Here is a 24,993-nt window from a genome sequence, read left to right as displayed (position 1 = left end):
GGGATTTTCCCAACTTAGAAAGAAGAATATGAAATTTAATGAATTACAGTTATCTGCTGACTTATTAGCAGAAATCGAAACAGCAGGATTTGTGGAGGCAAGTCCGATTCAAGAAAAGACAATTCCGCTTGCTCTTGAAGGCAAAGACGTAATCGGTCAAGCTCAGACAGGAACAGGAAAAACAGCTGCTTTTGGTCTACCAACGCTTGAAAAAATCCGCACAGAGGACTTGACCATTCAAGCCTTGGTCATTGCACCAACGCGTGAACTCGCCGTTCAAAGTCAAGAAGAACTCTTCCGCTTCGGTCGTAGCAAGGGTGTCAAGGTACGCTCTGTCTATGGTGGTTCAAGTATCGAAAAGCAAATCAAGGCGCTTAAATCTGGCGCTCATATTGTGGTTGGAACACCTGGTCGTCTTCTTGATTTGATTAAACGCAAGGCCTTGAAACTCAATCATGTGGAAACCTTGATTCTCGATGAAGCAGATGAAATGCTCAACATGGGCTTCTTGGAAGATATTGAGTCTATTATTTCTCGTGTTCCAGAAGAACGCCAAACCCTTCTCTTTTCAGCGACTATGCCAGCTCCGATCAAGCGAATTGGCGTTCAATTTATGAAAAATCCTGAACATGTTCAGATTGAAGCCAAAGAATTGACAACGGAATTAGTGGATCAATACTATGTTCGTGTTAAAGAGCAGGAAAAATTTGATACCATGACTCGTCTCATGGATGTCGATCAACCAGAATTGTCGATTGTCTTTGGTCGAACCAAGCGTCGTGTAGATGAATTGACCCGTGGTCTGAAAATTCGAGGCTTCCGTGCAGAAGGTATTCACGGTGATTTGGATCAAAGCAAGCGACTCCGCGTTCTTCGTGATTTCAAAACGGGCGGTCTTGATGTCCTTGTTGCAACGGATGTTGCAGCTCGTGGTCTCGATATTTCAGGTGTGACGCATGTCTATAACTATGATATTCCGCAGGATCCAGAAAGCTATGTTCACCGTATCGGTCGGACAGGTCGTGCTGGAAAATCTGGTCAATCCATTACCTTTGTATCGCCAAATGAAATGGGCTACCTCAAGATTATTGAAGATTTGACCAAAAAACGTATGACTGGCATGAAGCCTGCAACAGCAGAAGAAGCCTTTCAGGCCAAGAAAAAGATTGCGCTGAAGAAAATCGAACGTGATTTTGCCGATGAAAGTATCCGCAAAAACTTTGATAAATTTGGGAAAGATGCAATCAAATTAGCCAGCGAATTTTCACCAGAAGAATTGGCGATGTATATCTTGAGCCTTACTGTGCAAGACCCAGAATCTATGCCAGAAGTGGAAATCGCCCGTGAAAAACCACTACCGTTCAAATACGTCCCAGGTGATAAAGGCGGTAGCCGTGGCAAGTCTGGAAAAAGTGGTAGATCTTCAGGTAATCGCCGAGGTGATGACCGTCGCACTGGTGGCCGCAGAGATTACAAGGAAAAACGTCGCACCAACGACCGTGACCGTTTCGGAAAAGACAACAAAAAACCACGCAAACGTATCTCAAGCGAGAAAAAGACAGGCTTCGTCATCCGCAATAAGGGAGATAAATAAACTGGTCCAGTGGACCAGTTTATCTTAACAAATTAGTGGATTATTTTAGCCTTAGCCCGAGCCCAGAAATTCGCAAGCGAGGTTCATTTAGTGGATTTCGTCAATAGTTGACGTGACCAGTTTCTCTGAAATTGGATTCTTACCTTGACTGCACTTGATCGCCTTATCAAAAGATAGTAGCGCAAGTCCCAGCTAAAAATAGTTGGGACTGTTTTTTGTATTCTATTTCGATTTTTTTCTAAATAGTTATTGACAAGTTGAAGTAAAAGGAGTAGTATTCTATTTAGAAATATTTCTAAATAGAAAGTGAAAGGAGATAAAATGGGTCTATCAGAAACCTTAAAGGCGATTTCCGCGCCAATTCGGAGGCAGATTTTAGATAGCTTGAAGTCGGGTCCCAAGTCTGCGGGTGAGATTGTGGAGCTCTTTCACTTGAGCGGTGCCACGGTTTCTCATCACTTGTCTATATTAAAAAAGGCAGGTCTCATTTTAGAAGAAAAGCAGAAGAATTTTATTTACTATCGGTTGAACTATACCGTATTTGAAGAAGTGCTGGTCTGGATTGCCAGCTTTGGAGGAGAAAGAGATGAAAAAAATTGATTGGAAAATGCTCGTTGTGACAAGTTTGATTTTTCTGATACCGCTTGTTCTCGTTGTCATTTATTACAGCCAGTTGCCAGAGGTCGTGCAAATACATTTCGGCATTGATAATGAAGCTAATGGGATAGGTAGCAAATGGGTTACGCTTGTTGGTACTCCCTTGCTGGTCTTGACCTTGCACATCTTTTTATGCATAGCGCTTGATGTGACCAAAAGTGGTCGGATTCCTGCTGTAAAAGTGATGAAATGGGTGTTGCCTATCGTTATGACACTTGTAACGACCAGTATTCTACTGGTGAATGTAGGAAATGAGCTAGATTATCGAAGATTGGTTATAGCCCTGTTGGCAGGTATTTATCTCGTTACAGGTAATTACATGCCAAAAGATACAGCAGGAGTGGCAGAAATGCAAAGTTTAAGGCTTCGTAAGAAAACTGCCTATCTTTTCATAGGTGCTGCTGTCGCGCTTCTCCTTAGTCTATTTTTTGAACCAATCGTATCTATCGTGGTTTTGATTTTCTTTACAATTTCAGCGATTGTTTGGAGTATGTATTGTGGATATAAAGGCTATAAAATGACTCATCACTAAGGGTGTGGAGTAGGAAAACTATAGATTATCTAAGGTTCATCTCTGCAAGGTGTAAAATATACGAAATCTATTGACCCCAAAATCTCTGCTCTTTATAATAAAAGAACTACTTTATTCATTAAGGAGACAAGATAATGGTTATTGGTATTGTTGCCCTTGTATTTGTAATACGGCTATGGTTTTTGAAGATTTCGGTTCAGCATGAACAAATGATTTTGAAAAATGGTGGAAGAGAATATGGGGTGAAAAACACAAAAGCTTTAACCCTTTTGCATATCTTATTTTATATTTTGAGTGTCGTAGAGGCATTGATCAAGCATACTCAGGTAGATATTCTTGGGCTCATCGGTATTGTGCTACTCGTATTCTCCATGTGCATGCTGTATCTTGTGCAGTCTATTTTGGGGGATATATGGACAGTCAAGCTAATGATTGCTAATAACCACACCTACAATGACCACATCCTTTTCCGTCTTGTCAAACACCCGAATTACTATCTAAATATCATTCCAGAACTTGTTGGCTTGACACTTTTATGCCATTCATGGTGGGCAGCCCTCGTGCTCGCACCTTTTTACACGCTTGTTTTATGGCGTCGGATTCGCGAGGAAGAAGAACTGTTAGAGACCGTTATTCTGCCAAATAGCTAGAGTAGTGCCGAGCAAAGTGTATCACTTCACCAGTAAATAGGAGGCCTCTATGGGTATCAGGAATTTGGATACAGCATGTTCTTTTTAAAATCATATAAAAGAAAAGGAGAAGATGATGATTACCTATGTGAAGCAAGCAAAATTAGACATGACATCCGTTCTTGGGTTTTACAGAGCAGCTGAATGGACTAATTATACAAATCAACCTCAGATGTTAGAACAGGCCTTAGCAAACAGTGCAGCCTTTGATTAAGAAAAGCTCGTAGGCTTGTTACGAGCTGTGGGAGATGGTGCTTCCATTCTCTTTGTGCAAGATATTCTAGTCTTACCAGACTATCAACGAAGGGGTATTGGACGAAGGCTGATGGGAATGCTTTTAGCCAGCTATCCTGATATTTACCAACTGCATCTCTTGACAGGCAGAGAAGAAAAGACAATGGCTTTCTACGAATCCTTAGGATTTAAGGCAGTAGATGAGCTAGATTGTGTAGCTTATACTTATGTAAAAAGGCAAAAAGAGGCTGGGACAAAAGTATCCAGCCTTGCTTCTTTTATAGCTTTGACAGTTTGACGCATATCAATAGTCAGGGGAGTGACTATTGATACCTGAGCCTAGAAATTTGAAAGCGATGATTGTCTGGTTTGTCAAACGTTGATAAATCAATATTCTACAAACCTAGTCAACCTTGCGGGGTATTAAAAGTCCAGTGGACTGTTAATACTTGAGCCTAAAAATGAGAAAGCGAGAGCGACAAAATCGATTTCTACGAAATCACGATTTTTTATACGTAATCTTCCAGACTACATTCTTTTGTAGGTGATTGCGGAGCAATCATGGGAGTCTGCCCCACTCCCTTTCTGCAATATAATCCAATTTTTGCTGCCGTGTCTTGCGTTTGAAGAAACTTTCTGCTGACATGGCACTTGATTTATCGGGAAAGGTTTCCTGATAGAGCAATTTAACAGGTCTACGGTTGCGGGTGTATTTGGCACCTTTGCCGCTGTTGTGGGTTGCAATCCGCTTGTCAATATCAGTCGTATAGCCGGTGTAAAGGCTATTATCAGCACATTTGACCACATACATATAATGTTTAGCCTTTTCCAAAGTAAATTTCCTCGATTTCTGCGGTATAGTCGCCGTTTTCTTGGTGCACAATCAATGGAGGCAAAATCTTCAACCCTTCTAAAGAACCGTCTTTAATGGCCTCAATCAGCAGCATATTGGCGTCCTTACCTACCTTGGGGTGGATAAATTGGATTCGTTTTGGTGCTAGATTATAGGCTTTCATAGTATCAAGAATTTCAAGGAAGCGCTCGGGTCGATGTACCATGGCTAAACGACCATTTGATTTGAGGGCATGGCGACTCACCGCACAAATTTCTTCAAGGTTGGTCGTGATTTCATGTCTAGCTAATAGGTAATGTTCGCTCGCTTTCAGATTAGGCTGTTGTTCGACCTTAAAATAAGGCGGATTGCAAAGAATTAAATCAACCTGTGAACGTGGAACATGGTTGAGCAGGTGCTTGAGATCATCGTGAATCATTTCAACCTGATTTTCTAGCTGGTTGAGCGCAATCGAGCGCTTCGCCATATCCGCTAAGCGTTCTTGGATTTCAATAAGGGTAATCTTAGCCGTGGTCTGGGTTGACGCAAAGAGTCCGACTGCCCCATTTCCACTACAGAGATCTACGATAAGACCTTTTGGGGGCAACTTTGGAAAGCGCGACAAAAGAACACTGTCAATAGAATAGCTAAAGACTTCTTTATTTTGAATAATCTTGACATCGGTGGAGAAGAGCTGGTCAATTCTCTCTCCTGCTTGTAATTCTGGCTTGTTCATAGACCTATTATAGCACATTGTGACGACAGATGAAAAATCTTTGCTAGCTTTCAAAATATGGTATAATAGTAGGGAAATCAGTAAAGGAGAGTACCATGTTTTATTCCTACTTACGAAGTTTATTAGTCTTTTTATTATGGGCTGTCAACGGCAATATTCACTATCATGATAGGGAAAAAATTCTGCCTCAGGATGAAAATTACATTTTGGTAGCGCCGCACAGAACCTTTTGGGATCCTGTCTTTTTAGGCTATGCTTCTGCGCCCAAACAGTTTATTTTTATGGCGAAGAAAGAATTGTTCAAGGATAGAGGATTTGGCTGGTGGATTAGCAAGTGCGGTGCCTTTCCAATTGACCGAGAAAATCCAGGAACAGCTGCAATCAAATACCCTGTTAAAATGCTGAAAAAAAGCAATCGTTCCTTGGTGATGTTCCCGTCAGGAACCCGTCATTCTACCAAATTAAAAGGGGGCGTTGCTGTCATTGCAAAGACTGCTAAGGTGAAAATCATGCCTGCCACCTATATTGGACCAATGAGCCTTAAAAATCTATTGTTGGGAGACCGCATTGACGTTGCTTTTGGAAACCCGATTGATATTTCAGATATTAAACGCCTAGACGATGCAGGGATTGCAGAAGTCACTCACCGCATTGAGTCAGAATTCAATCGCCTGGACGACCTTGCTCGTGCTGCCCAGACAGGCAAGAAACGCTTGCCTTATTGGACCTTTATTTACCGTGTGCCAGTCCTAATACTTGTTACTCTTATCTTGGGCTTGACCTACCTCTTTAGCTATCTCGCAAGTTTTGTCTGGCAACCAGATACCAATTTAGATAAATAAATGAAAAATCCTCGCTTTGTGCGAGTTTTTTGATAACGGTCTTAAAGTCATATTTTATAACCGGTGTCTGATTTGCTGCAAGAACTTCTTGCAGCTTTTTGTTATTTACAAAGATATTGATAGCGGTTACAATTTGTATATAAGCAAGCAGAGCTGAGTGAAGATGGAGGTGAGAAATGCTTACCCAAAGACAGTTAAAATTAGTGAGAATGATGAAAGAAGAACGAAGTGCCAAGCAAGCGGCTTATTTTGCAAATAAGCTAGGTGTTTCGGTGAGGACAATCCATAAAGAGATTCGCAATCTAGAACAGAGAGGGATTGTATTTGAAAAACGGAGAGGGGTTGGAATCTCGTTAGTGAGCTATGAAGACTTAATGGAGGGAGTAGATACTCAGGATTTTCAAATTACGCGCCGTATTGACATCATGCAAGACTTGTTATTTCAAAATAAGCAAACAAGTTTTAATGATTTAGCAGAGCGCTACTTTGTCAGTAAGAGTTCCATCAAGCAAGACCTAGAAACCATTACCTTGATTCTACTTCGTGGAACGAGTGGCGAGCTGTTAAGTAATCATCATGGAACTCGGTTGGTCTTTCCGACGACAGAGGACAAGATTACAGCATTTGTGAATTTTAACCAATATATTATTGAGCAGGGCGACTTTGCAAATGGGGTGAAAACGTCTGATACTGTCGATAGTTTGCTTCCCTATTATGCTAGAGATATAATTCAAGTTTGCTCCAACGTACTTTATACCTATGTTAGGGAGAATGTCCATGCTATATCAGAAGTCTATGTCCAGCACTGTCTAGCTTTCTTAATTGCTCAAGTCTATCAACTGACTCAAGGTGAGCATAGTGCAGGTAGTGAGTCCCTGTTTCATAAGAAGGCAGATGCCTTTTACATAGATAGTGCAGTAAAGATTCTTCATAAAATTTCTCTGAGGTTAGATGTGGAGTATGCCAACGAGGATGTGGAGTATCTTTCCCAAAAATTGTTGCTCTATCGATTTGAACCCATGCCAAGTCAGTATGTCGATAGCAACCTAGTGGCAGGTTTAATCAAACAGGTTTCACAGGCTTTAAATGTCGATTTTTCAAATGATACGACCCTGCTAGAACAATTGACAGTGCATATTCCACCCATGTTATCACGCTTACGTTCCCATACTCTTGTTAAGAATCCCTTCACAGAGCAGATAAAACTTGAATTTTCGATTGTCTTCAATGTTTTGTGGCTTGCGGTTTCGGATTTCAGTGAAGCGATTGGCGTGGGATTCAATGAAGATGAGATTGCTTTTTTGACCATTTACTTCCAATTAGCATTGGAAAAAATAGGAGTGAGTCGGAAAATCCTGGTAGTTTGTGCAACTGGAATTGTGACTTCCGAATTACTAATTCATCGGATAAAAAATACCTTACCATCCCTTGATAAGGTAGAGGTTGCTTCATCGATGGAGGCAACACAGTTAGATCTGGAAGCCTATGATGTCATTCTGACAACTATTCCGTTACAGCAGAAAGCTTCGCATATCCACTTCGTTTCACCTTTAATTAGTGAGCAGGAATTATCGATGCTTCTGAATGCTCATGCAGCTAGAGTGCTTATCAGTCCTAAGAGGAAAAGTGCTAATTTAGCTCCCTATCTGTCAGAGGAACTGGTTTTCTATCATGAACACTATCATTCCTCGACAGATGCTATTAAGAGTTTGAGTCATATGTTAGCAGATAGAGGCTTTGTAACACCCGGATTTAGACAAGCTATGTTAGACCGAGAAGAATTTGGTAATACAGATTTGCCGATTGGAGTTGCGATTCCTCATGGAAAACCGCAAGAGGTTCAGCAAACATTTGTTGCGATTGTAAAGAGTTCAAAAAAATTTAAGTGGAAAGATTACTTTGTGGATCTTATATTTATTATTGGAATTAGTCCTAAGGATATGTCCAAAACCAAATCAATCATTTCTGGAATTTATGAATTGATCAATACAGATGAGAGGCTAACTGCCCTGCGCCATGCTAAGAATAGAACGGAGGTTTTAAAAATTGTATATGAAAGAGCATAATATTATACATGAAGAATTGATTTTTATGGATGAGGAGCTTGTAACGAAAAAAGAGGTGATTCAAGCGATTACAAATCAAGCATGTCAGCTGGGATATGTGACAGATGTTGATTTATTTATGAACGCTGTGCTAGCACGTGAAGAAGAAGTGCCGACAGCGATTGGATATGGAATTGCCATTCCGCATGGGAAAGCGGATGTCGTTGAAAAACCGTTTATCGCTTTTCTAAGAACAAGTGAGCCGTTTAAGTGGACACAAGGGCACGAAGAGGCTGTCCAACTTATCTTTCTCATCGGAGTTCCTAATGCTGGAACGGAAAAATTACATTTACGATTTATTTCGCAAGTAAGTAAAAAATTGCTAGATGAAGACTTTCGTCATCAACTACTAACCATTGGAAACAAAACAACTCTTTTCGAACGATTGCGTTCGATAGACATTTAGGAGGAATTTTTATGAAAGTCGTTGCTGTAACAGCCTGTCCGACAGGTATCGCTCATACATATATGGCTCAAGAAGCCATTGAAAAAGAGTGTCGTAAACGAGGATATGAGGTCCAAGTGGAGACACAAGGAGGCATGGGAATCGAGCAGGAATTGGAGCAAGAGCAGATTGACCAAGCCGATGTTGTGATTTTAGCTATTGCAGTTGAAATTGAAGGTCAGGATCGCTTTGATGACAAGCGTGATGAAGGCAAGGTGTTGCTGGTTGATCCAGGTGAGGCCATCCGTCATCCTGATAAGGTTGTTGATCAAGCAGAAGCACTATAGAAGGACGAAAGGAGAAAAAAATGGAGAAGACATTGTGGAAAGACTTGCAAAAAGCCTTTAATACTGGGGTGTCATATATGCTGCCATCAGTTGTCGTAGGTGGAGTTTTTATAGCCCTATCCTTAGCAACAGGAAAACCTGGCGAAGGAGGAATGGAAGTTAGCAGCCAATTCATGCAGGATTTGTTGGATTTGGGAGTGGCGGGATTCTCAATCATGATTCCATTACTGGCAGGCTATATTGCTTATTCTATTGCTGGAAAGCCTGCTCTTGCACCTGCGATGATTTTGGGCTATGTGGCCAATAATCCAATCGGATCCGCTCAAGTCAAGACTGGATTTTTAGGAGCTATGTTGCTGGGGGTATTAACTGGTTACTTTGTAAAATGGTGTAAAACTTGGAAAGTAACACCGACTATTCGTACCTTGATGCCCATCTTAATCATTCCGATTCTAACAGTCTTTTTATTGGGAATGCTCTACATTTATGTCATTTCTGTTCCGATTGGTGCTGCGATGACCTGGCTAGTAGCTACTTTAGGTGAATTGCAAGGTGGTAGTGCCATTGTGCTTGGTCTCATTATCGGAGCAATGACTGCTGTCGATATGGGAGGTCCAATCAATAAGACAGCGACAGCCTTTACACTAGCTCTGATGGCAGAAGGAATCTATGCTCCAAATGGGGCTCACCGGATTGCTGTAGCGATTCCACCGCTTGCAGTTGCTATCTCAACTTTTATTGACCGAAAAAAATATACGAAAGAAGACCGAGATTTGGGAATGTCCGCTTTCTTTATGGGGCTCATTGGAATTACAGAAGGTGCGATTCCATTTGCTGTAAAAGATATGAAACGGGTCTTGCCAGCCATTATCATCGGTAGTGCTGTTGGTGGTGCCTTGGGCATGATTAACAATGTAGAAGCCCTTGTACCGCATGGAGGTTTGATTATTCTGCCTGTCGTCAATGGGAAATTGTGGTATTTTCTTGCCATGCTGATTGGAACGCTGGTATCCGTTGCAATTATCCACTTCACAAAACCAAATCTAGCAGATGAAGAATTAAAATAAGGAGAGAAATATGTCGAAATTATCTATTAAATCGGTCGTAGAAGGCTTGTTGGACTTGCAAAATAAGGGAGAATCCGCTACTTTACTAGGGATTGGTCCTATGTCTCGCAATTGTGTCCAAGCAACGCTTGAATTATCCAAAGAAGATGACTATCCTGTCATGTTTATCGCCAGCCGCAATCAGGTTGATTTGGATGAGTTAGGCGGAGGATATGTCAATGGTTGGAATCAGTTTAGCTTTGCAAAAGCTGTAGAAGAAGTGGCTGAAGAGATTGGCTATAATAATCTGTATTATCTTTGCCGAGATCATGGTGGTCCTTGGCAACGGGATAAAGAGAGAAATGACCATTTACCAGTAGAGGAGGCCATGCGCTTAGGTCAGCAATCTTACGTAGGAGATATTGAAGCAGGTTTTGACTTGCTAATGATTGATCCGACAAAGGATCCTTTTGAAGTTGGAAAAGTGATTCCGCTTGAGGTCGTGTTGGAGCGGACTGTTGACTTGATTGCCTTTTGTGAAGAGGAACGCAAAAAACGCGGATTGCCAGAAATTGGCTACGAAGTTGGAACAGAGGAAACAAACGGTGGTTTGACTTCTACAGAGACCTATGAGACCTTTATTCAACAGTTACAGGAAGAACTAGGCAAACGCCAATTGCCAATGCCAACCTTTATTGTTGGTCAGACAGGGACTTTGACGCGTAAGACAGAACAAGTAGGGCACTTTAATTTCCAGAACGCCTATGATTTGGCGCAGATGGCTAAGAAATATGGTGTTGGCTTGAAAGAGCATAATGGGGACTATCTAGATGATGTTACTCTGTTAGAACACATCCCGTCAGCGATTACTGCAACAAATGTAGCACCTCAATATGGTACGGAAGAGACACGGGCTTATCTCAATCTAGGAAAAGTAGAAGAGAAATTAGTTGCGCAAGGCTTAATTGCTGAGCCGTCAACAATTCGTCAAACCCTTCTTCTGCATGCCATTAAAAGTGAGCGTTGGAGAAAGTGGATGATGGGAGACCAGAAAGATTTGACAGTTGAGCAAATCTTAGCAGGGGGCAATCAGGAGTTGCAAGAAGAAATTCTAGATATAGCAGGTCATTATACCTTTAATGATGCAGCGGTCAAGGAACAAATCGAGAAACTATATGCTAATTTAGCAACCTATCATATTGACGGGAAGCGTTATGTCATTGACCACATTAAGCGTCCGATTCGAGATTATGCTGAGTGTTACAATCTAAAAGGTGTAACGAGCCGTATCAAAGCCTTACAAAAATAAGCTAGAGAGAAGTTGGGCCTTTCCTGACTTCTTCTTGCTTGTCCCGCCCAAAAATTATTTTCCAAAAAATCCGAGTATTTCTTGACATCCTTAAATATTCTGTTAGAATGGTACGTATATAGAACAAATGAAAGGAGAACAACAATGAACAACAATGTAGTAGTTAACAATACTATTTTTCAGAATAGGCTCCTTTCTAAGTATCGGTCTTAGTGTCTTTTTGTGGACTTGAGGGACTCGGGATGGAGCAATTCTATCTCGGGTTTTTTGTGTGCTTTTTAGTCACTTCGGTTTAATTTATAGTCTATTATAGTGGATTAATAGGACAAGGCAAGTAGTTGCAGCTAGAACTGGTGTTCATCAAAGCGACTGAACAATGTCCTAACCTTTATCCAATTTACTATTAAATAAAGATTGGGTGATGATAGGGTTTTAAGGAGGAGATGATGATAGGGCTAATTATTCAGTACGTAAAGCAACACAAGTGGCTGTACTTGTTGGTTGCAATTAGCTTGATTGTTTATGATGCGTGTTTGTTGATACCGACCAAGATTATTCAGGGGTTGGTGGACAAGATTGGTCAGGAGAACTTGACTAGAGCGGGCTTGATGCAGGACATGCTGCTGTTGCTCGGAGTGACCATTTTGACCTATGTGATGGCCTATATTTGGCATTTGAAGCTGTTTCAGTCATCGGTGCAGTTTAAATTTGATATGCAGCAGCGTTCATTTCGTAAGCTAGTCGTAATGCGGACGCCATTCTATGAGAAATTTCGTTCGGGTGATGTGATGACGCGCTTTTCAACGGACGTGGAAGGTTTAATGGACATGGTGGGCTACGGGCTCATGATTGTGGTCTATGCAGGTGGAATGATTGCCTTTATCGTTCCGACCATGTTTTTCATTTCGTGGCAGATTAGCCTTGGAGCTTTGATTCCGATGGTGGCCTTGGTTGCGGCGATTTATGTCATTGGAAAATGGCAGAATCAGGCGGTCGAGGCCAACCGAGAAGCGGTTGCTGGTTTAAATGACGAGGTTCTAGAAGTAGTCGAAGGGATCCGTGTCACACGGGCCTACAGCAAGAAAGAACGGCAGGAACGCAAGTTTCAGGAGCGGACCCGAGCGCTTGCGCGTGGCGGGGATACAATCATGGCCTTTCAAGCCTTGTACAATCCGCTAAGCACTATTTTATTAGGGGTTTCCATCATTGCTATTTTATGGTTAGGAGCTGTTTTCCTAGAACGTTCCCAGGTGTCGCTCGGCCAAGTCATTGCCCTACAACTCTACACGGTATCACTCTTAGAACCCTTTTGGATGCTGTCAGATTTTATTTTTGTCTACCAAACTGGAAAGACTTCTTTTGCCAAATTGCAGGAGCTGATTGATACGGGTGATGATATGGAAGAAGACGGAGATGAGTGGTTGGCAGACTTAGGCGAGATATCCTTTGAGCACTACGATTTTTCCTATCCGCAGGCAGAGCGCAATAGTTTGACAGATATTTCGTGGACCTTGAAGGCTGGTCAGACAGTCGGTATTGTTGGAAAAACAGGTTCAGGGAAGACTACCTTGATTCGGCAGTTCTTGCGGCAATACCCAATCGGCAGTGGAACATTTACCTTCAATGGACAATCGGTACTGGCTTTCAAACGGACTTCAATTGAGCAGAAGATTGGCTATGTACCTCAAGAGCACGTTTTATTTTCGAAAACGGTTCGAGAAAATATTGCCCTTGGAAAAGGGGATAGTCAGCTAGATGAGATAGTGCAGGCGATTGAGACAGCAGACTTTACTAAGGACTTGGAGCGGATGTCTGAAGGAATCGAGACCACGATTGGGGAGCGCGGGGTGTCGATTTCAGGTGGCCAAAAGCAACGGATTTCCATTGCCCGTGCCTTCTTGCGTAAGCCAGACCTACTCATCTTAGATGATTCACTCTCAGCGGTGGATGCGCGAACGGAGCGTCAAATTATCGAAAATATCCAGCGGGAACGAAAGGGCAAGACCAATATCATCGTGACTCACCGCCTATCTGCTGTGCATCATGCGGATTGGGTTTTGGTCTTAGAAGACGGACGCATCGTTGAAGAAGGGACACCAGAAAAGCTCCTAGCCCAAGAAGGCTGGTACTATGAGCAGTACCAACGTCAGCAAAGTCAGGAAGGAGGAGAAGAATGAGAGTACTGATTACCCTATTAAAAGAAATTCGCCGTGTTACAGGCTTGTTTGTGCTAGGTGTTCTCATCTATCTAGGGGCATCGACCTTGGTGCGGCTATCGCCGATTCTCCTACAGCGAATTATTGACGGTCCAGTAACGGATTTGAGCAAGGGTTTGCCCTTTGATCAGGCTGGGTTTCTTCTGCAATTAGCGGCTTATCTGGGATTGAATCTTGTGGGTGGCCTCTTTCTGTATCTCTCAACCCGTATCTTGATGCATTGTGCCAATCGGATTGCAGAAACCTTGCGCAATCGTGCTTATGACCGCATGCAGCGCTTGCCGATTTCTTATTTTGATGATAAGCCAGCAGGAAAGATTGCCACACGGATTGTCAACGATACGGAGACCCTTCGCAATCAGTTTTATGCAACCTTGGTCTATATTTTTAATAACGTGGTGCGCTTGCTCTTTACCTACGGGATTATTTTCCATATGAATGCGATTCTAGGTGTGGTCTTACTTGCGCTTCTACCAGCTTTTTATGCTTTGCAGGTCTTCTACAAACGCTTGACGGATCAACCCATGAAAGACTTTTATGATGCAAGAAGCGACCTCAATACCAAGGTCAATGAATCCATGAATGGGGCAAGCTTGATTCAGCTCTATGGTCAGGAAGAAGCGGTTATGGAAGATTTTGAAGAGACAGCTAACAAGATGAAGCGGTCGGAAAATCGAATCATCTGGGCCCAATCGATTGCGACTTGGAACATGACAGAACTCATCAAATACTTGGTCATCACCTTGGTCCTAACGGTTGTCGGTCAGCGTTTCCTAGGAGGTCAATGGCAGTTGACAGCTGGTATCCTCTTTGTCTATATCAACTATATTACAGATGTCTTTGATGCTATGGGGCGCTTGGTACAGCAGTTTCCTAATATGCTGCGTTCCTTGGAGACAGGAAAACGCTTGTTAGCCTTGTTGGAAGAGCCCGTCGAAGACGATAGTGATGAAAGTCTTATCGTAACAGACGGTCGAGTGGTCTTTGATCGAGTCCAATTCGCCTACGAAGAAGGAAAGCCCATTTTGAAGGATATTTCCTTTGAGGTAGAAAAGGGCGAGACCATTGCCCTTGTTGGTCATACCGGATCAGGCAAGACCTCCATTATGAACTTGCTCTATCGCTTTTATGATCCGCAACAAGGAAGTGTCCAGATTGATGGACAAGATATTAGAGACTATCGACGAGAAAGTGTCCGCAGTCACATGGGGATTGTCCTCCAAGACCCTTATCTCTTTACAGGGACCATTGCGACCAATGTCAGCATGAATGAGGAAGACATGGATCGCAAGAAGATTCTAGAAGCTCTTGAGAAGGTCGGAGCTATGGACTTACTAGGACGGCTTGAAAAGGGGATTGACGAGCCTGTTGTTGAAAAGGGAGCAGCCTTTTCAAGTGGGGAGCGACAGTTGATTGCCTTTGCTCGTACTCTCTACTCAGATCCGAAGATTTTGATTTTAGATGAAGCGACGTCGCACATTGATACAGAGACAGAAGAAATCATCCAGCATGCCATGGAAGTCGTGAAAGAAGGACGGACAACCTTTATCATCGCTCACAGACTATCCACCATTCAAAATGCTGATCAGATTTTAGTCTTGGATAAGGGGCAAATTGTTGAACGAGGAAACCATGAGGAGCTTCTTGCCCTTGGGGGTATCTACGCTCAAATGCAAGCCATTCAGCAGAAAGTGGGCTAAGAGCCAATTTTAGAATCTCTATTCACAACTCAGCAACTCTAATCGGGAGCTTATAAGTACAGGTTCTTAGAGAGGATTGAATAAGGCCTCAAGAGACCAAAGAGTGAGACAGCAGCGACTGTTTCACTCTTTTTTAGTCATTTTCCTTAAGAATGTGGAAAAATATCTTTTTTGAAAGCATTTACAGGAGTGACTGGGAGGATTATACTAGAGTTAAAAACAGGTGCAAAAGGAGAAATTATGTCAGATACAGCAAAAACAGTTTACCATTTTCCAGAAGGTTTCCTGTGGGGAAGCTCCACCTCTGGTCCCCAAAGTGAGGGGATTGTAGCAGGAGATGGTAAGACCAAAAGCAACTGGGACGCTTGGTATGAAAGGGAGCCAGAACGCTTTTTTGATCAAGTAGGTCCTGAAAATACCTCTACCTTCTACCAGCATTACAAAGAAGATATTAAACTCTTGAAAGAAACGGGGCATACGGTCTTTCGGACTTCCATTCAGTGGTCACGTTTGATTGCAGACGGAACAGGTAAGGTCAACGAGCAGGCAGTTGCTTTCTACCGTCAGGTGTTTCAAGATATTGTGGATGAGGGAATCAAGCTAATTGTCAATCTTTATCATTTTGATTTACCATACGCTCTTCAGGAGCGTGGCGGCTGGGAAAACAAGGAGACGGTCTATGCTTATGAGCGCTATGCTAGAACCTGTTTTGACTTGTTTGGTGATATCGTAGACACTTGGATTACCTTTAATGAGCCAATTGTTCCTGTCGAATGTGGGTATTTGGGAGACTTTCATCTGCCTGGTGTGGTCGATGCAAAAGCGGCTGCCTTAGTGGCCTATCATACGCAGTTGGCAAGCTCATTAGCTGTCAAGGCCTGTCATGAAACACATCCAGACCACCGGATTTGCATTGTCTTGAATTTGACTCCAGCCTATCCACGCAGTGACAGCAAAGAAGACCAAGATGCTGCGCGGATTGCTGAATTGTTCCAAACCAAGAGTTTTCTAGATCCATCTGTTCTAGGTGTTTACCCACCTGAATTGCTGGACATCTTAAAGAAACATGAGATTTTACCTCCAGCAACCGAGGAGGAACTCCACATCATCAAGGAAAACACGGTTGATTTCCTAGGAGTCAACTACTATCAACCTATGCGCGTGCAAGCTAGAAGCACTCAACCAAGTGAAGACGAGCCTTTGACACCGCATTATTACTACGAGCCTTACGACATGCCTGGAAAGAAAATTAATCCGCACCGTGGCTGGGAAATCTATGAAAAAGGCATTTACGACATTGGTATCAACCTCAAGGAGCATTACGGCAATATCGAATGGCTCGTCACTGAAAATGGTATGGGGGTCGAAGGAGAGGATAAGTTCCGTGAAAATGGAGCCATTCAAGATGACTATCGAATCGACTTTATCGCCGACCATTTGGTGGAGCTCCACAAGGCGATAGAGGCTGGGGCTAACTGTAAGGGATATATGCTCTGGACCTTTATCGATTGTTGGTCTTGGCTCAATGCTTATAAGAATCGCTATGGTCTAATTGAACTGAATCTAGAGACCCAAGAGCGGACGATCAAAAAGTCAGGTCATTGGTTTAAAGAATTGAGTCAAAATAACGGTTTTGAGAGATAGGAGGCGTTATGCTAGCACTTGGATTTTCGCTCTATCCTGAGAAATACGACCTCAAGCAGTCTTTGGCTTATATCGATTTACTGGCCAAGTATGGTGCTAAGCGACTCTTCATGAGCCTCTTGCAGCTCACAGATGGTATGGACGACTATAGCTCGCTCTATCAGGACATCATTGCCTATGCTAATTGCAAGGACATTCGAGTGATTGCAGATGTCAGTCCGGCCTTTTTAGCGGCTAATGGCTGGCACGATTGTTTGGTGGAAAAATGCCGGGAATTTGGTCTAGCAGGTATCAGACTGGATGAGGCGTTGCCACTAGCTGAGATGGTACTCTTGACGCAGAATACGGATGGTCTTAAAATCGAACTCAACATGAGTACGGATACGCGCCTGCTGACAGAATTACTAGAAGCAGGGGGAAATGTGGAGAATATCATTGCCTGCCACAATTTTTATCCCCATGAATTTACAGGACTTTCGCGCAAGCATTTTTTGGATATGTCCACATTCTATCACGAAAGAGGGATTGAGACGGCAGTCTTTCTGAGTGCAATGACCGCAACAGAAGGCCCATGGCCAGTGACAGAAGGTCTTCCGACCTTGGAAGAAATCCGCCATGCACCCTTGATGGTTCAGGCAGAAGTGATGAAAGCGACAGGCCTGTTTGATACGGTTTTGATTTCCAATCAATTTGTCGCAGAAAGCGAATTGACAGGTCTTGTAAATGTCTTGGAACAAGACAGTATTGGGCTAACCTATGAGTCTTTGGTGGAGTTGACTACTGTAGAACAGGCTGTTCTTGATTTTCCGCATCGATATCGGGGAGATGTGTCTGATTTTGTTATCCGCTCAACAGAACCTCGGGTACGGTACCAAAAAGAGAGCATTCCACCGCGCACACAGTCCAAAGAGGTCAGCAGAGGGACGATTGTGATAGATAACGATGCCTACCTGCGCTACAAGGGGGAATTGCAGATTGCTCTTAAGTCCTTTACTGTCAGCGAGAAAGTCAATATTGTTGCCCGACTCACACCGTGGAGCTTGCTGATTTTGGATTATCTGCAACCATGGCAGGATTTTACCTTGAAAGAAACAGCGATGTGATAAATATTTGAAAAGCTAGGTTGTACGCCTAGCTTTTTCACTGTCTAGAACAAGCCTGCTAGTTTTTATTGCAGAGGTTCTTACTTGGAAGTGGGCGAGCTATCACCAAGCAAGGTCGTTTCTTGTTTATTTGCAAGGTTAAATTCATCAGTATTGCGGAAAAAAGCAGTGTGAAGGCTCGATGAATATTTGGTACAATAGAAAGCGAGAAAAGGCTTACAAAAAGATTGGAGGTGAGAAATGCTAACGAAAAAAGAAGCGGCGATTGTGGAGGTATTGCTGCAGCAGGAAGGAAATTACATTTCTAGTCAAAAGATGGCAGCAGCGATTGGGATGAGCGACCGCACCGTCCGAAAGTATCTGCAAATTATCGAGGATAAAATTGTCAAAAAAGGGGCGGATCTGATTTCAAAATCAGGCTATGGCTACCAGCTCTCTTTTCGAGATGAGGAGCAGTTTCAGCTTTACTGGCAGGAGTGGCAGCAGTCGGATAAGTTGGTCAAGGACGTAAGCCAATTGGAGGAAGCGACAGACAGGCGTCACTACATTATTCATAAACTTTTTTTGGAAGCAGGTAGTCCGACCGTTTTGAACCTATCTCAGGAGTTATACCTAAGCAAGACCAGTGTGTCTCAGCTGTTGACAGAAATCAAGGACTTGGTTCGCCCCTATGGACTTGAGATTCAAATTAGCAGAAAAGGCATTCAAGTCGTAGGAAGCGAGCCTGCTATCCGCCATTTTATCAAAGATTATTTCTTTATGGATAGCTTCCAAAATTCCGTTTTTTCTCTACTCCAGCACGATGTTCTTGAAGAAAGTCATTTTTCGGATATTATCATGATTGTCATCGATGAATGCCGAAACGGTCAGTTGCAATTGCCTGACTTTGTCTTGCACAATCTAGTAGTTCACTTGGCTTTGATGATGAGCAGGATTCGTCTGGGCAATCCAGTTCAGCTGGTTTCCCATCAGGAGGATAAAAAGAGTCCAGAATACCAAGTAGCAACAAGGATTTTAGGACGCTTAGCAGAACGCTTTTCCATCGAATTTCCGGAGAAAGAAGCGGCTTATATCTCCATTCACTTGCATGGAGGAAAAGAAGAAGTAGGTAGCAATCAAGTGACAGATAGCGTGACAAGACATCTACGAGAACGCTTGAAAAAACTGGGTCAGCAGCTAGCTACTCCGTTAGAGATGGATGTACATCTGCTTGATTCATTGAAGGTACATTTTATTCCCTTCCTGCATCGGATTCACAATGATATTCAGCTAGTCAATCCCTTGACAAAAGAGATTTTAGCCCAGTATCCCGAGGTTCTTTGGGCAGTCAAGGAAGTATTTTCTTCTATGCCTGAATTACAAGGTCAAGCTATTACAGATGATGAATATGCCTACATTAGTTTGCATGTTTTGGCGTCTTTGGAGAAAATGAGCGGACAGGTCCGCTACCGTGTCCTGGTCGTTTGTGCTAGTGGTTACGGGAGTGCTAGGATGCTGAAACATCGACTGGAAAATGAATTTCCAGCAGAGTTAGACATCGTAGAAGTTGCGAGTTATCTCGATTTGACTGAGCAAGATGTGACAGGCATTGATTTTATCATCTCTTCAGTGGACTTGAGCAATGTGGTCTTTCTCGTTCCAGTTGTCAAGGTCAGTGTTTTGTTGCAACCGCAAGATATTGCCCGTATTCGTAGCCACATGACCAAGAGGGTCTGGACGAGGGAAGAGTCAACCGTGATTACAAGGAACCTAGAAAAGAAGGGCTTCCCGCTAGGAGATGTGGCCCAACTATTTCAGGAAGCGCAATTCTTGTATCTGGATCAGCAGGTGGACAAGGAGACAATCTTATCCCAGATGATTCACTGCTTGGACGAGGGAGAAGACCCACAATTTCGCCAGGATTTCCGCAAGCAGATTGCCATTCGGGAAAATCTTAGCTCCGTTGTCTATGAGGAAGTCCTCGCCTTTCCGCATCCGCCAAAGGCGTTGACTCAAAAAGAACAGGTAGTGATAGCCGTATGCCGTTATCCGATTTACTGGGATAAGGAGCATGACCAGGTGCGGTTTGTCTTTCTGCTATCTCCTTCAACAGGAAAAAATGAGCGGATGAAGCTGGTCACTCCAGCCCTCGCCTCTTTTGTACACGCGCCTGATTTACAGAAAAAACTACAGGACAATCCAACTGTCCAACAATTTAAAGAATTATTTATCCCTTTACTATAGGGAAGGAGGAAAACAATGAAAAATATCATGTTAGTATGTAATGCTGGTATGTCTACTAGTATGTTGGTAACCAAAATGCTTAAGGCAGCAAGCGATAAAGGCATAGCAGCAAGTATTTGGGCTGTTCCGATTTCTGAAGTTGCAGATGAGGTAGCCAATAAAACAATTGATGCCTTGCTAGTCGGACCTCAGGTCAAATTTATGTTGGATGAGTACAAGGAAAAGTACGAGCCAGATATTAAGGTTGGCGACATCAATATGGTTGACTATGGTACTATGAACGGGGCCAACGTCTTAGACTTTGCCTTGAAGTTACTAGGAGAGTAGTCTATGGGAGAACCAGCAAATCTTGAAGCTATTATGGGGCTCATTATGCATGGGGGAGATGCTAAGGGCAATGCGGTCGAAGCCATTCGTGCAGCTAAAAAAGGGGATTTTGATGCGGCGGCAAGTTTCCTTGAAAAAGCCAACCATGCTCTGAACATTGCCCATAAATCACAAACGACCTTATTAGCAGAAGAAGCAGCCGGTCAGTCAATCGAAGTTTCCCTTTTAATGGTCCATGGTCAAGACCACTTGATGAATGCTATTACCTTCTTGGATATGGCTAAGGAAACAATTGATTTATACCGCAAGATAGAGGAAATCGGAGGACAGTAGATGGAAGCGCGTCTGACAGTAACAGGTCAACTGGAAGAGTTTTATGCTTTGTACTTAGAATTGTTTCAGGAAGACTATCAACGAGCAACAGGCAAGTGCCTTCCATTATCTGAGATAAGAGAGGGCTTGAGTTACGTCAAGCGTTTCGGAAAAAAAGAGGAGCAGTCCGTCAAAGTGACCTTGCAGCAATTAGTGGAAAATGAGTGCTACGCCGTTGCGATTCAATCGAACCGTGGTGTACAGTTTTTGACCTACCGCTTGGAAGATATGGGAGAGGATGGGGTAGAAATTGTCTACACTGAAGACTATCTGCCAGAAGGTCGCTGGAACAAGCTCAACTATAAATTATTGCTTCCTCTGATGAAACGGAGTTTAGAGAAGCGAATGCTTCTTCAAATTAAAAAATTTGCAGAATTTGCAACAAAAAAGGAGGTTCATTAAATGGACACATTTATGAAAATTTCAGGCAAACTTGGCTCGCAAAAGCACCTAGTTGCCATTAGGGATGCCTTTCTTGCTATGTTCCCGCTGACCATGGCAGGGGCGATTGCAGTCTTAATCAATGTCTTGGTGCGGGACATTCCAAACAGCATGGGCAATACCGGCTTTGCAGAAAGCATGCAGCCCCTCATCACCCTAAACGGTTGCGTATACTTTGGAACGATTGCCATCATGGCCTTGGCCTTTGTCTTTGCGCTTGGCTACAACCGCGCTCAACATGAAAAGCTTAATCCGATTGCAGGAGGCTTGGTTTCTTTTGCAGCCTTCATCTCAACCATTCCACAAACCATGACCATTGTGACAGATGTGGCAGGGCTTGATAAGTCTGTTGTGAAAGCTTTGGCGGACTTTGGTTTGACCATTTCAGAAAGTGGCTTGGAAACTTCTGATTGGGGTGCCATCAAGGTTGCCTATGCAGGTGCGACTGGTTTATTTACAGCTATGATTATCGGTCTACTTTCAGCAGAAATCTACTGCTTCTTGATGAAAAAGAAAATTACTATCAAGATGCCAGATACGGTTCCACCAGCTGTGAACAAGGCTTTTGCTTCCATGATTCCAGGAATAGTAGCCATCTACGTTTCAGCCTTTATCGGCTTTATGGCCATGCAATTATCTGGTCAATCTTTGAACGACTTGGTATCAGCCTACATTCAAAAACCGTTGCTTGGTCTTTCTCAAGGCTGGTTCAGCGTTATCTTGCTTTCGTTCCTTGTACAATTATTCTGGTTTTTTGGACTTCATGGACACAACGTATTAGGACCTGTTTTGGACGGTATCTACCTACCTGCTCTCCTTGAAAATACAGCAGCACATGAAGCTGGCAAGGCTCTTCCTTATATCTGGACCCGTGGCTCTTTCGATGCTTATGGGCAAATGGGTGGTTCAGGTGTGACCATTGCCTTTATCATTGCCGTCTTTCTCTTTTCAAAGCGCCAAGAATATCGCGCAGTTGCGAAGTTATCTGCACCGATGGGAATCTTCAATATCAATGAGCCAGTAACCTTTGGTATTCCAATGGTCTTGAATCCACTCTTTGTCATTCCATGGTTGATTGTTCCGCCAATCTGCTGTGGTATTGCCTATGCAGCGACAGCTCTTGGTATGATTCCTCCAGTTTATGTATCTATTCCATGGATTACCCCTCCAGGGCTTTATGCCTTCCTTGCGACAGGGGGAAATGTCTTAGCAGGTGCTATTTCACTCTTTAATGTCTTTGTCGCTTTCCTTATCTGGACTCCATTTGTTATTGCAGCAAATAAGGTCGAAGTAGGGGAAAATTAGGAAAAGTAGCTAGCTTGGCTAGCTTCTTTTCTTTTGCAATTCTATAGTTTCGTTTCAGCAATAAATCGTAATTTTTGCTAGAATAGAAGTATGAAAGCATTGATTTTTGATTTGGATGATACCTTGTATAATCAGGAAGAGCCTTTTAAGCGGGCTGTTCAGGCTCACCTCCCTGTTCACGATGAAGACATGGAAGCTCTGTATATTGCTTTTCGCTTCTATGCCGATGAAGTGTTTGAGGCGGCAACGACAGGGGAGATGACGCTTGAAGCGAGCCATATTTACCGTATGAAACGAGCCTTGGCAGACTTTGGTTTTGATGTGTCAGACGAACTGGCTCTGACCATTCAAAAAGACTATCAAGAAAACCAAGGGAAGCTTCTCCTAAGTCCAGAATTTCCAGCCATTTTTGACTATTGCCATAAGAACAAGATTCGTCTAGGCATTATTACCAATGGCCCACATCTCCATCAGCTGCGCAAGTTGCAGTCTTTAGAACTGACTGAGTGGATTCCAGAAAGGTTAACGATTATTTCTGGTCAGGTGGAGATTACGAAACCTGCAAAAGCTATCTTTGATTTAATGGCAGAGCGACTGAAATTTTTACCAGAGGACATCTGTTATGTTGGTGATTCCTTTGAAAATGATGTTGTTGGCGCAAAAGGAGCAGGTTGGAAAGCCATTTGGCTCAATCACCGCAAACGAAAGAGTCCTGATGGTTCCTACCAAGCAGATGTGGTGGTGGAAAAGCGGGAAGATCTGCTCGGTGTGATTGAGCAATTAGTCAGTCACTCAGTTTGAGGTAGAGCAGAAAGGAAAAACCAATGCATAAGAAGTCCCTTTTATTAGATAGTATCAATGCCCTCCTTTCTTTTTTCGTGTGTCGCTACATCTTTATGCACTATCTTTATTTTCAATACTATCTTCGGATAGTAGTGCGTATGCCTGAGATTGATTTTGTGGGACCATTGCTGATCATTCTCGTCATGAGCTATAGTGTATTTGTCTTTGTGAGCTTTTTCTATCAAGAAACAGTGAGTAGGAAGAAGATTAGAGTGCTCTATGTTCTTTACTTTGTCTGCTTAGCTTATCTACTTTTCTTTAAAAATCTTGGCATTAGAGGGTTTGAGCCAAATCCAATTGAAACCTTGCGAGACATTCAGGCAGGAAGCAGCTTTGTTCCTTTGATGAATATTCTCATGTTTGTCCCGTTAGGTACGCTTATAACAGATAAAAAGCACTTTTTTCTGGCATGTTTAGGTGTGACTGGAGTGGAACTTACCCAGTATCTTTTTAGTCTTGGGATTTGTGATACAGGAGATATTGTGCTAAATAGCGTAGGGATTTTAATTGGAATAGCGATGAGACGGATAGGACTGTTCAACGTCTTCTTACGAAAGATAAACTAGCACTTTTTCCTTTCCTTCTAGTTTGTGATATAATGAAATTAAGAAAGAATGTGGTGAGACATGTATATTGAAATGGTGGATGAGACCCAGCAAGTGACGCAGGAGATGCAGCAGCAGATTCGCGACTTACTGGAGTTTGCGGCTCAAAAGATTGGCAAAGAGCAAAAAGAAATGGCTGTGACCTTTGTTGACAATGCGCGTGTGCATGAGGTGAACTTGGAGTATCGAGGAATTGACCGTCCGACAGATGTGGTCAGTCTAGAGTATAAGCCCGAAACAGAGATTGTCTTTGATGAGGAAGACCTGCTGGACAATCCTGAGTTGAGCGAGATGCTAGCAGATTTTGATGCCTACATCGGTGAGTTGTATATCTCCATTGATAAGGCACATGAGCAAGCGAAAGACTATGGTCATAGTTTTGAACGGGAAATGGGCTTTTTAGCTGTACACGGTTTTCTGCATATCAACGGCTATGATCACTATACGCCTGAAGAAGAAGCAGAAATGTTTGGATTACAAGAAGAAATATTGACAGCTTATGGACTTACACGAGAATAATCCACAAAAAAAATGGAAAAATAGAGATCTGGTTGCTAGCCTTGAATTTGCGGTGACAGGTCTTTTTACGGCTTTTAAGGAAGAGCGCAATATGCGCAAACATCTCGTATCTGCGATTTTGGTCGTGATAGCGGGATTTATTTTTCAAGTGTCGATGACCGAATGGCTCTTTTTACTCTTGAGTATTAGCCTGGTTATCGCCTTTGAAATCGTCAATTCTGCCATTGAAAATGTGGTGGACTTGGCGTCAGGTTATCACTTCTCCATGCTGGCTAAAAATGCCAAGGACATGGCAGCAGGAGCAGTTTTGTTTGTATCGGGATTTGCCCTCTTGACGGGGCTACTGATTTTTCTTCCAAAAATTTGGAATGTAATTTTTTAAGAGGT

At 42.8% G+C, this 24,993-nt stretch carries 25 protein-coding genes and 1 pseudogene; 24 read left to right on the top strand and 2 right to left on the bottom strand.

All coding sequences use genetic code 11. The features are described from left to right. The first annotated feature begins 28 nt into the window (after positions 1 to 28). The 5 genes and pseudogenes from cshA to CHF41_RS08815 all read left to right on the top strand — a co-directional run bounded on the left by cshA (position 29) and on the right by CHF41_RS08815 (position 4,004). Entirely contained in the window at positions 29 to 1,594 is a 1,566-nt protein-coding gene (gene cshA / locus CHF41_RS08835; RefSeq protein ID WP_119876925.1) for a degradosome RNA helicase CshA, read from the top strand. 321 nt (positions 1,595 to 1,915) lie between these two features. Beyond that, complete coding sequence (locus CHF41_RS08830) at positions 1,916 to 2,194, top strand: autorepressor SdpR family transcription factor (RefSeq protein WP_119876924.1); 279 nt, start codon at positions 1,916 to 1,918, stop codon at positions 2,192 to 2,194. Next, positions 2,181 to 2,783 carry a DUF1648 domain-containing protein gene (locus tag CHF41_RS08825; RefSeq protein WP_119876923.1) on the top strand — a complete coding sequence of 201 codons (603 nt, stop codon included), beginning with the start codon at positions 2,181 to 2,183 and terminating at the stop codon, positions 2,781 to 2,783. The genes CHF41_RS08830 and CHF41_RS08825 overlap by 14 nt, the downstream gene beginning before the upstream one ends. Positions 2,784 to 2,917: 134 nt before the next feature. After that, positions 2,918 to 3,433, top strand: a complete 516-nt coding sequence (locus CHF41_RS08820) for an isoprenylcysteine carboxyl methyltransferase family protein (protein ID WP_119876922.1) — start codon at positions 2,918 to 2,920, stop codon at positions 3,431 to 3,433. Positions 3,434 to 3,548: 115 nt separating this feature from the next. Beyond that, a pseudogene (locus CHF41_RS08815) lies at positions 3,549 to 4,004 on the top strand (GNAT family N-acetyltransferase). Between the two features lie 261 nt (positions 4,005 to 4,265). Here CHF41_RS08815 and CHF41_RS08810 read toward each other — a convergent pair. Both CHF41_RS08810 and CHF41_RS08805 read right to left on the bottom strand, forming a co-directional pair. Then, entirely contained in the window at positions 4,266 to 4,517 is a 252-nt protein-coding gene (locus tag CHF41_RS08810) for a GIY-YIG nuclease family protein (protein ID WP_119877178.1), read from the bottom strand. Between the two features lie 7 nt (positions 4,518 to 4,524). Continuing rightward, complete coding sequence (locus CHF41_RS08805; RefSeq protein ID WP_119876921.1) at positions 4,525 to 5,274, bottom strand: tRNA1(Val) (adenine(37)-N6)-methyltransferase; 750 nt, start codon at positions 5,272 to 5,274, stop codon at positions 4,525 to 4,527. Positions 5,275 to 5,369: 95 nt separating this feature from the next. On the opposite strand from CHF41_RS08805, the gene CHF41_RS08800 reads away from it, so the two are divergent. The 19 genes from CHF41_RS08800 (at position 5,370) to CHF41_RS10235 (ending at position 24,988) form a co-directional block, all read left to right on the top strand. Then, complete coding sequence (locus tag CHF41_RS08800; RefSeq protein ID WP_119876920.1) at positions 5,370 to 6,116, top strand: lysophospholipid acyltransferase family protein; 747 nt, start codon at positions 5,370 to 5,372, stop codon at positions 6,114 to 6,116. A 176-nt stretch (positions 6,117 to 6,292) separates the two neighbouring features. Then, positions 6,293 to 8,182 (top strand): BglG family transcription antiterminator, encoded by a 1,890-nt coding sequence (locus tag CHF41_RS08795; protein WP_119876919.1) that lies wholly within the window; start codon positions 6,293 to 6,295, stop codon positions 8,180 to 8,182. Continuing rightward, positions 8,169 to 8,627, top strand: coding sequence for a PTS sugar transporter subunit IIA (locus CHF41_RS08790; RefSeq protein ID WP_119876918.1), 459 nt, complete (start codon positions 8,169 to 8,171; stop codon positions 8,625 to 8,627). Before CHF41_RS08795 ends, CHF41_RS08790 begins: the two co-directional genes overlap by 14 nt. A gap of 11 nt (positions 8,628 to 8,638) precedes the next feature. Next, a complete protein-coding gene (locus CHF41_RS08785) occupies positions 8,639 to 8,953 on the top strand; it encodes a PTS fructose transporter subunit IIB (RefSeq protein WP_119876917.1) in 315 nt (104 codons plus the stop codon). Between the two features lie 20 nt (positions 8,954 to 8,973). Continuing rightward, the gene (locus CHF41_RS08780; protein ID WP_119876916.1) at positions 8,974 to 10,020 is read left to right on the top strand and encodes a PTS fructose transporter subunit IIC; all 1,047 of its coding nucleotides are present in this window, start codon (positions 8,974 to 8,976) and stop codon (positions 10,018 to 10,020) included. 10 nt (positions 10,021 to 10,030) lie between these two features. Beyond that, on the top strand, positions 10,031 to 11,308 hold the full coding sequence (locus CHF41_RS08775) for a class II D-tagatose-bisphosphate aldolase non-catalytic subunit (RefSeq protein ID WP_119876915.1): 1,278 nt from the start codon (positions 10,031 to 10,033) through the stop codon (positions 11,306 to 11,308). Positions 11,309 to 11,754: 446 nt separating this feature from the next. Then, complete coding sequence (locus tag CHF41_RS08770) at positions 11,755 to 13,485, top strand: ABC transporter ATP-binding protein (protein WP_119876914.1); 1,731 nt, start codon at positions 11,755 to 11,757, stop codon at positions 13,483 to 13,485. Continuing rightward, positions 13,482 to 15,224, top strand: a complete 1,743-nt coding sequence (locus tag CHF41_RS08765) for an ABC transporter ATP-binding protein (protein WP_119876913.1) — start codon at positions 13,482 to 13,484, stop codon at positions 15,222 to 15,224. The genes CHF41_RS08770 and CHF41_RS08765 overlap by 4 nt, the downstream gene beginning before the upstream one ends. 240 nt (positions 15,225 to 15,464) lie before the next feature. Next, positions 15,465 to 16,868, top strand: a complete 1,404-nt coding sequence (locus CHF41_RS08760) for a glycoside hydrolase family 1 protein (protein ID WP_119876912.1) — start codon at positions 15,465 to 15,467, stop codon at positions 16,866 to 16,868. A gap of 8 nt (positions 16,869 to 16,876) precedes the next feature. Beyond that, positions 16,877 to 17,971, top strand: coding sequence for a DUF871 domain-containing protein (locus tag CHF41_RS08755; protein WP_119876911.1), 1,095 nt, complete (start codon positions 16,877 to 16,879; stop codon positions 17,969 to 17,971). Between the two features lie 240 nt (positions 17,972 to 18,211). Then, a complete protein-coding gene (locus tag CHF41_RS08750; protein WP_119876910.1) occupies positions 18,212 to 20,194 on the top strand; it encodes a BglG family transcription antiterminator in 1,983 nt (660 codons plus the stop codon). 15 nt (positions 20,195 to 20,209) lie between these two features. Continuing rightward, a complete protein-coding gene (locus CHF41_RS08745) occupies positions 20,210 to 20,521 on the top strand; it encodes a PTS sugar transporter subunit IIB (RefSeq protein WP_119876909.1) in 312 nt (103 codons plus the stop codon). A 3-nt stretch (positions 20,522 to 20,524) separates the two neighbouring features. Beyond that, positions 20,525 to 20,854 (top strand): PTS lactose/cellobiose transporter subunit IIA, encoded by a 330-nt coding sequence (locus tag CHF41_RS08740; protein WP_119876908.1) that lies wholly within the window; start codon positions 20,525 to 20,527, stop codon positions 20,852 to 20,854. Further along, positions 20,855 to 21,295 carry a DUF3284 domain-containing protein gene (locus CHF41_RS08735; protein ID WP_119876907.1) on the top strand — a complete coding sequence of 147 codons (441 nt, stop codon included), beginning with the start codon at positions 20,855 to 20,857 and terminating at the stop codon, positions 21,293 to 21,295. Beyond that, complete coding sequence (locus CHF41_RS08730) at positions 21,296 to 22,639, top strand: PTS sugar transporter subunit IIC (RefSeq protein ID WP_240622954.1); 1,344 nt, start codon at positions 21,296 to 21,298, stop codon at positions 22,637 to 22,639. A 90-nt stretch (positions 22,640 to 22,729) separates the two neighbouring features. Continuing rightward, positions 22,730 to 23,440: an HAD family hydrolase gene (locus CHF41_RS08725; RefSeq protein WP_119876906.1), complete on the top strand. Its 711-nt coding sequence runs from the start codon at positions 22,730 to 22,732 to the stop codon at positions 23,438 to 23,440. Between the two features lie 140 nt (positions 23,441 to 23,580). Next, positions 23,581 to 24,048: a VanZ family protein gene (locus tag CHF41_RS08720; protein WP_162911939.1), complete on the top strand. Its 468-nt coding sequence runs from the start codon at positions 23,581 to 23,583 to the stop codon at positions 24,046 to 24,048. A 60-nt stretch (positions 24,049 to 24,108) separates the two neighbouring features. Next, positions 24,109 to 24,606 (top strand): rRNA maturation RNase YbeY, encoded by a 498-nt coding sequence (ybeY, locus tag CHF41_RS08715; protein ID WP_119876904.1) that lies wholly within the window; start codon positions 24,109 to 24,111, stop codon positions 24,604 to 24,606. Further along, entirely contained in the window at positions 24,587 to 24,988 is a 402-nt protein-coding gene (locus tag CHF41_RS10235; RefSeq protein ID WP_240622953.1) for a diacylglycerol kinase family protein, read from the top strand. Before ybeY ends, CHF41_RS10235 begins: the two co-directional genes overlap by 20 nt. The last annotated feature ends 5 nt before the right edge of the window (positions 24,989 to 24,993 follow it).

Origin of the sequence: Streptococcus respiraculi, from assembly GCF_003595525.1 — a bacterium.
GTDB lineage: Bacteria > Bacillota > Bacilli > Lactobacillales > Streptococcaceae > Streptococcus > Streptococcus respiraculi.
The sequence above is the reverse complement of the archived record's forward strand: the minus strand, read 5'-3'. Positions and strand labels throughout refer to the sequence as shown.

Coding starts and splice junctions, on each gene's coding strand:
- cshA (WP_119876925.1), top strand. CDS start 29: ATGAAATTTAATGAATTACAGTTATCTGCTGACTTATTAGCAGAAATC.
- CHF41_RS08830 (WP_119876924.1), top strand. CDS start 1,916: ATGGGTCTATCAGAAACCTTAAAGGCGATTTCCGCGCCAATTCGGAGG.
- CHF41_RS08825 (WP_119876923.1), top strand. CDS start 2,181: ATGAAAAAAATTGATTGGAAAATGCTCGTTGTGACAAGTTTGATTTTT.
- CHF41_RS08820 (WP_119876922.1), top strand. CDS start 2,918: ATGGTTATTGGTATTGTTGCCCTTGTATTTGTAATACGGCTATGGTTT.
- CHF41_RS08810 (WP_119877178.1), bottom strand. CDS start 4,517: ATGTATGTGGTCAAATGTGCTGATAATAGCCTTTACACCGGCTATACG.
- CHF41_RS08805 (WP_119876921.1), bottom strand. CDS start 5,274: ATGAACAAGCCAGAATTACAAGCAGGAGAGAGAATTGACCAGCTCTTC.
- CHF41_RS08800 (WP_119876920.1), top strand. CDS start 5,370: ATGTTTTATTCCTACTTACGAAGTTTATTAGTCTTTTTATTATGGGCT.
- CHF41_RS08795 (WP_119876919.1), top strand. CDS start 6,293: ATGCTTACCCAAAGACAGTTAAAATTAGTGAGAATGATGAAAGAAGAA.
- CHF41_RS08790 (WP_119876918.1), top strand. CDS start 8,169: ATGAAAGAGCATAATATTATACATGAAGAATTGATTTTTATGGATGAG.
- CHF41_RS08785 (WP_119876917.1), top strand. CDS start 8,639: ATGAAAGTCGTTGCTGTAACAGCCTGTCCGACAGGTATCGCTCATACA.
- CHF41_RS08780 (WP_119876916.1), top strand. CDS start 8,974: ATGGAGAAGACATTGTGGAAAGACTTGCAAAAAGCCTTTAATACTGGG.
- CHF41_RS08775 (WP_119876915.1), top strand. CDS start 10,031: ATGTCGAAATTATCTATTAAATCGGTCGTAGAAGGCTTGTTGGACTTG.
- CHF41_RS08770 (WP_119876914.1), top strand. CDS start 11,755: ATGATAGGGCTAATTATTCAGTACGTAAAGCAACACAAGTGGCTGTAC.
- CHF41_RS08765 (WP_119876913.1), top strand. CDS start 13,482: ATGAGAGTACTGATTACCCTATTAAAAGAAATTCGCCGTGTTACAGGC.
- CHF41_RS08760 (WP_119876912.1), top strand. CDS start 15,465: ATGTCAGATACAGCAAAAACAGTTTACCATTTTCCAGAAGGTTTCCTG.
- CHF41_RS08755 (WP_119876911.1), top strand. CDS start 16,877: ATGCTAGCACTTGGATTTTCGCTCTATCCTGAGAAATACGACCTCAAG.
- CHF41_RS08750 (WP_119876910.1), top strand. CDS start 18,212: ATGCTAACGAAAAAAGAAGCGGCGATTGTGGAGGTATTGCTGCAGCAG.
- CHF41_RS08745 (WP_119876909.1), top strand. CDS start 20,210: ATGAAAAATATCATGTTAGTATGTAATGCTGGTATGTCTACTAGTATG.
- CHF41_RS08740 (WP_119876908.1), top strand. CDS start 20,525: ATGGGAGAACCAGCAAATCTTGAAGCTATTATGGGGCTCATTATGCAT.
- CHF41_RS08735 (WP_119876907.1), top strand. CDS start 20,855: ATGGAAGCGCGTCTGACAGTAACAGGTCAACTGGAAGAGTTTTATGCT.
- CHF41_RS08730 (WP_240622954.1), top strand. CDS start 21,296: ATGGACACATTTATGAAAATTTCAGGCAAACTTGGCTCGCAAAAGCAC.
- CHF41_RS08725 (WP_119876906.1), top strand. CDS start 22,730: ATGAAAGCATTGATTTTTGATTTGGATGATACCTTGTATAATCAGGAA.
- CHF41_RS08720 (WP_162911939.1), top strand. CDS start 23,581: ATGCCTGAGATTGATTTTGTGGGACCATTGCTGATCATTCTCGTCATG.
- ybeY (WP_119876904.1), top strand. CDS start 24,109: ATGTATATTGAAATGGTGGATGAGACCCAGCAAGTGACGCAGGAGATG.
- CHF41_RS10235 (WP_240622953.1), top strand. CDS start 24,587: ATGGACTTACACGAGAATAATCCACAAAAAAAATGGAAAAATAGAGAT.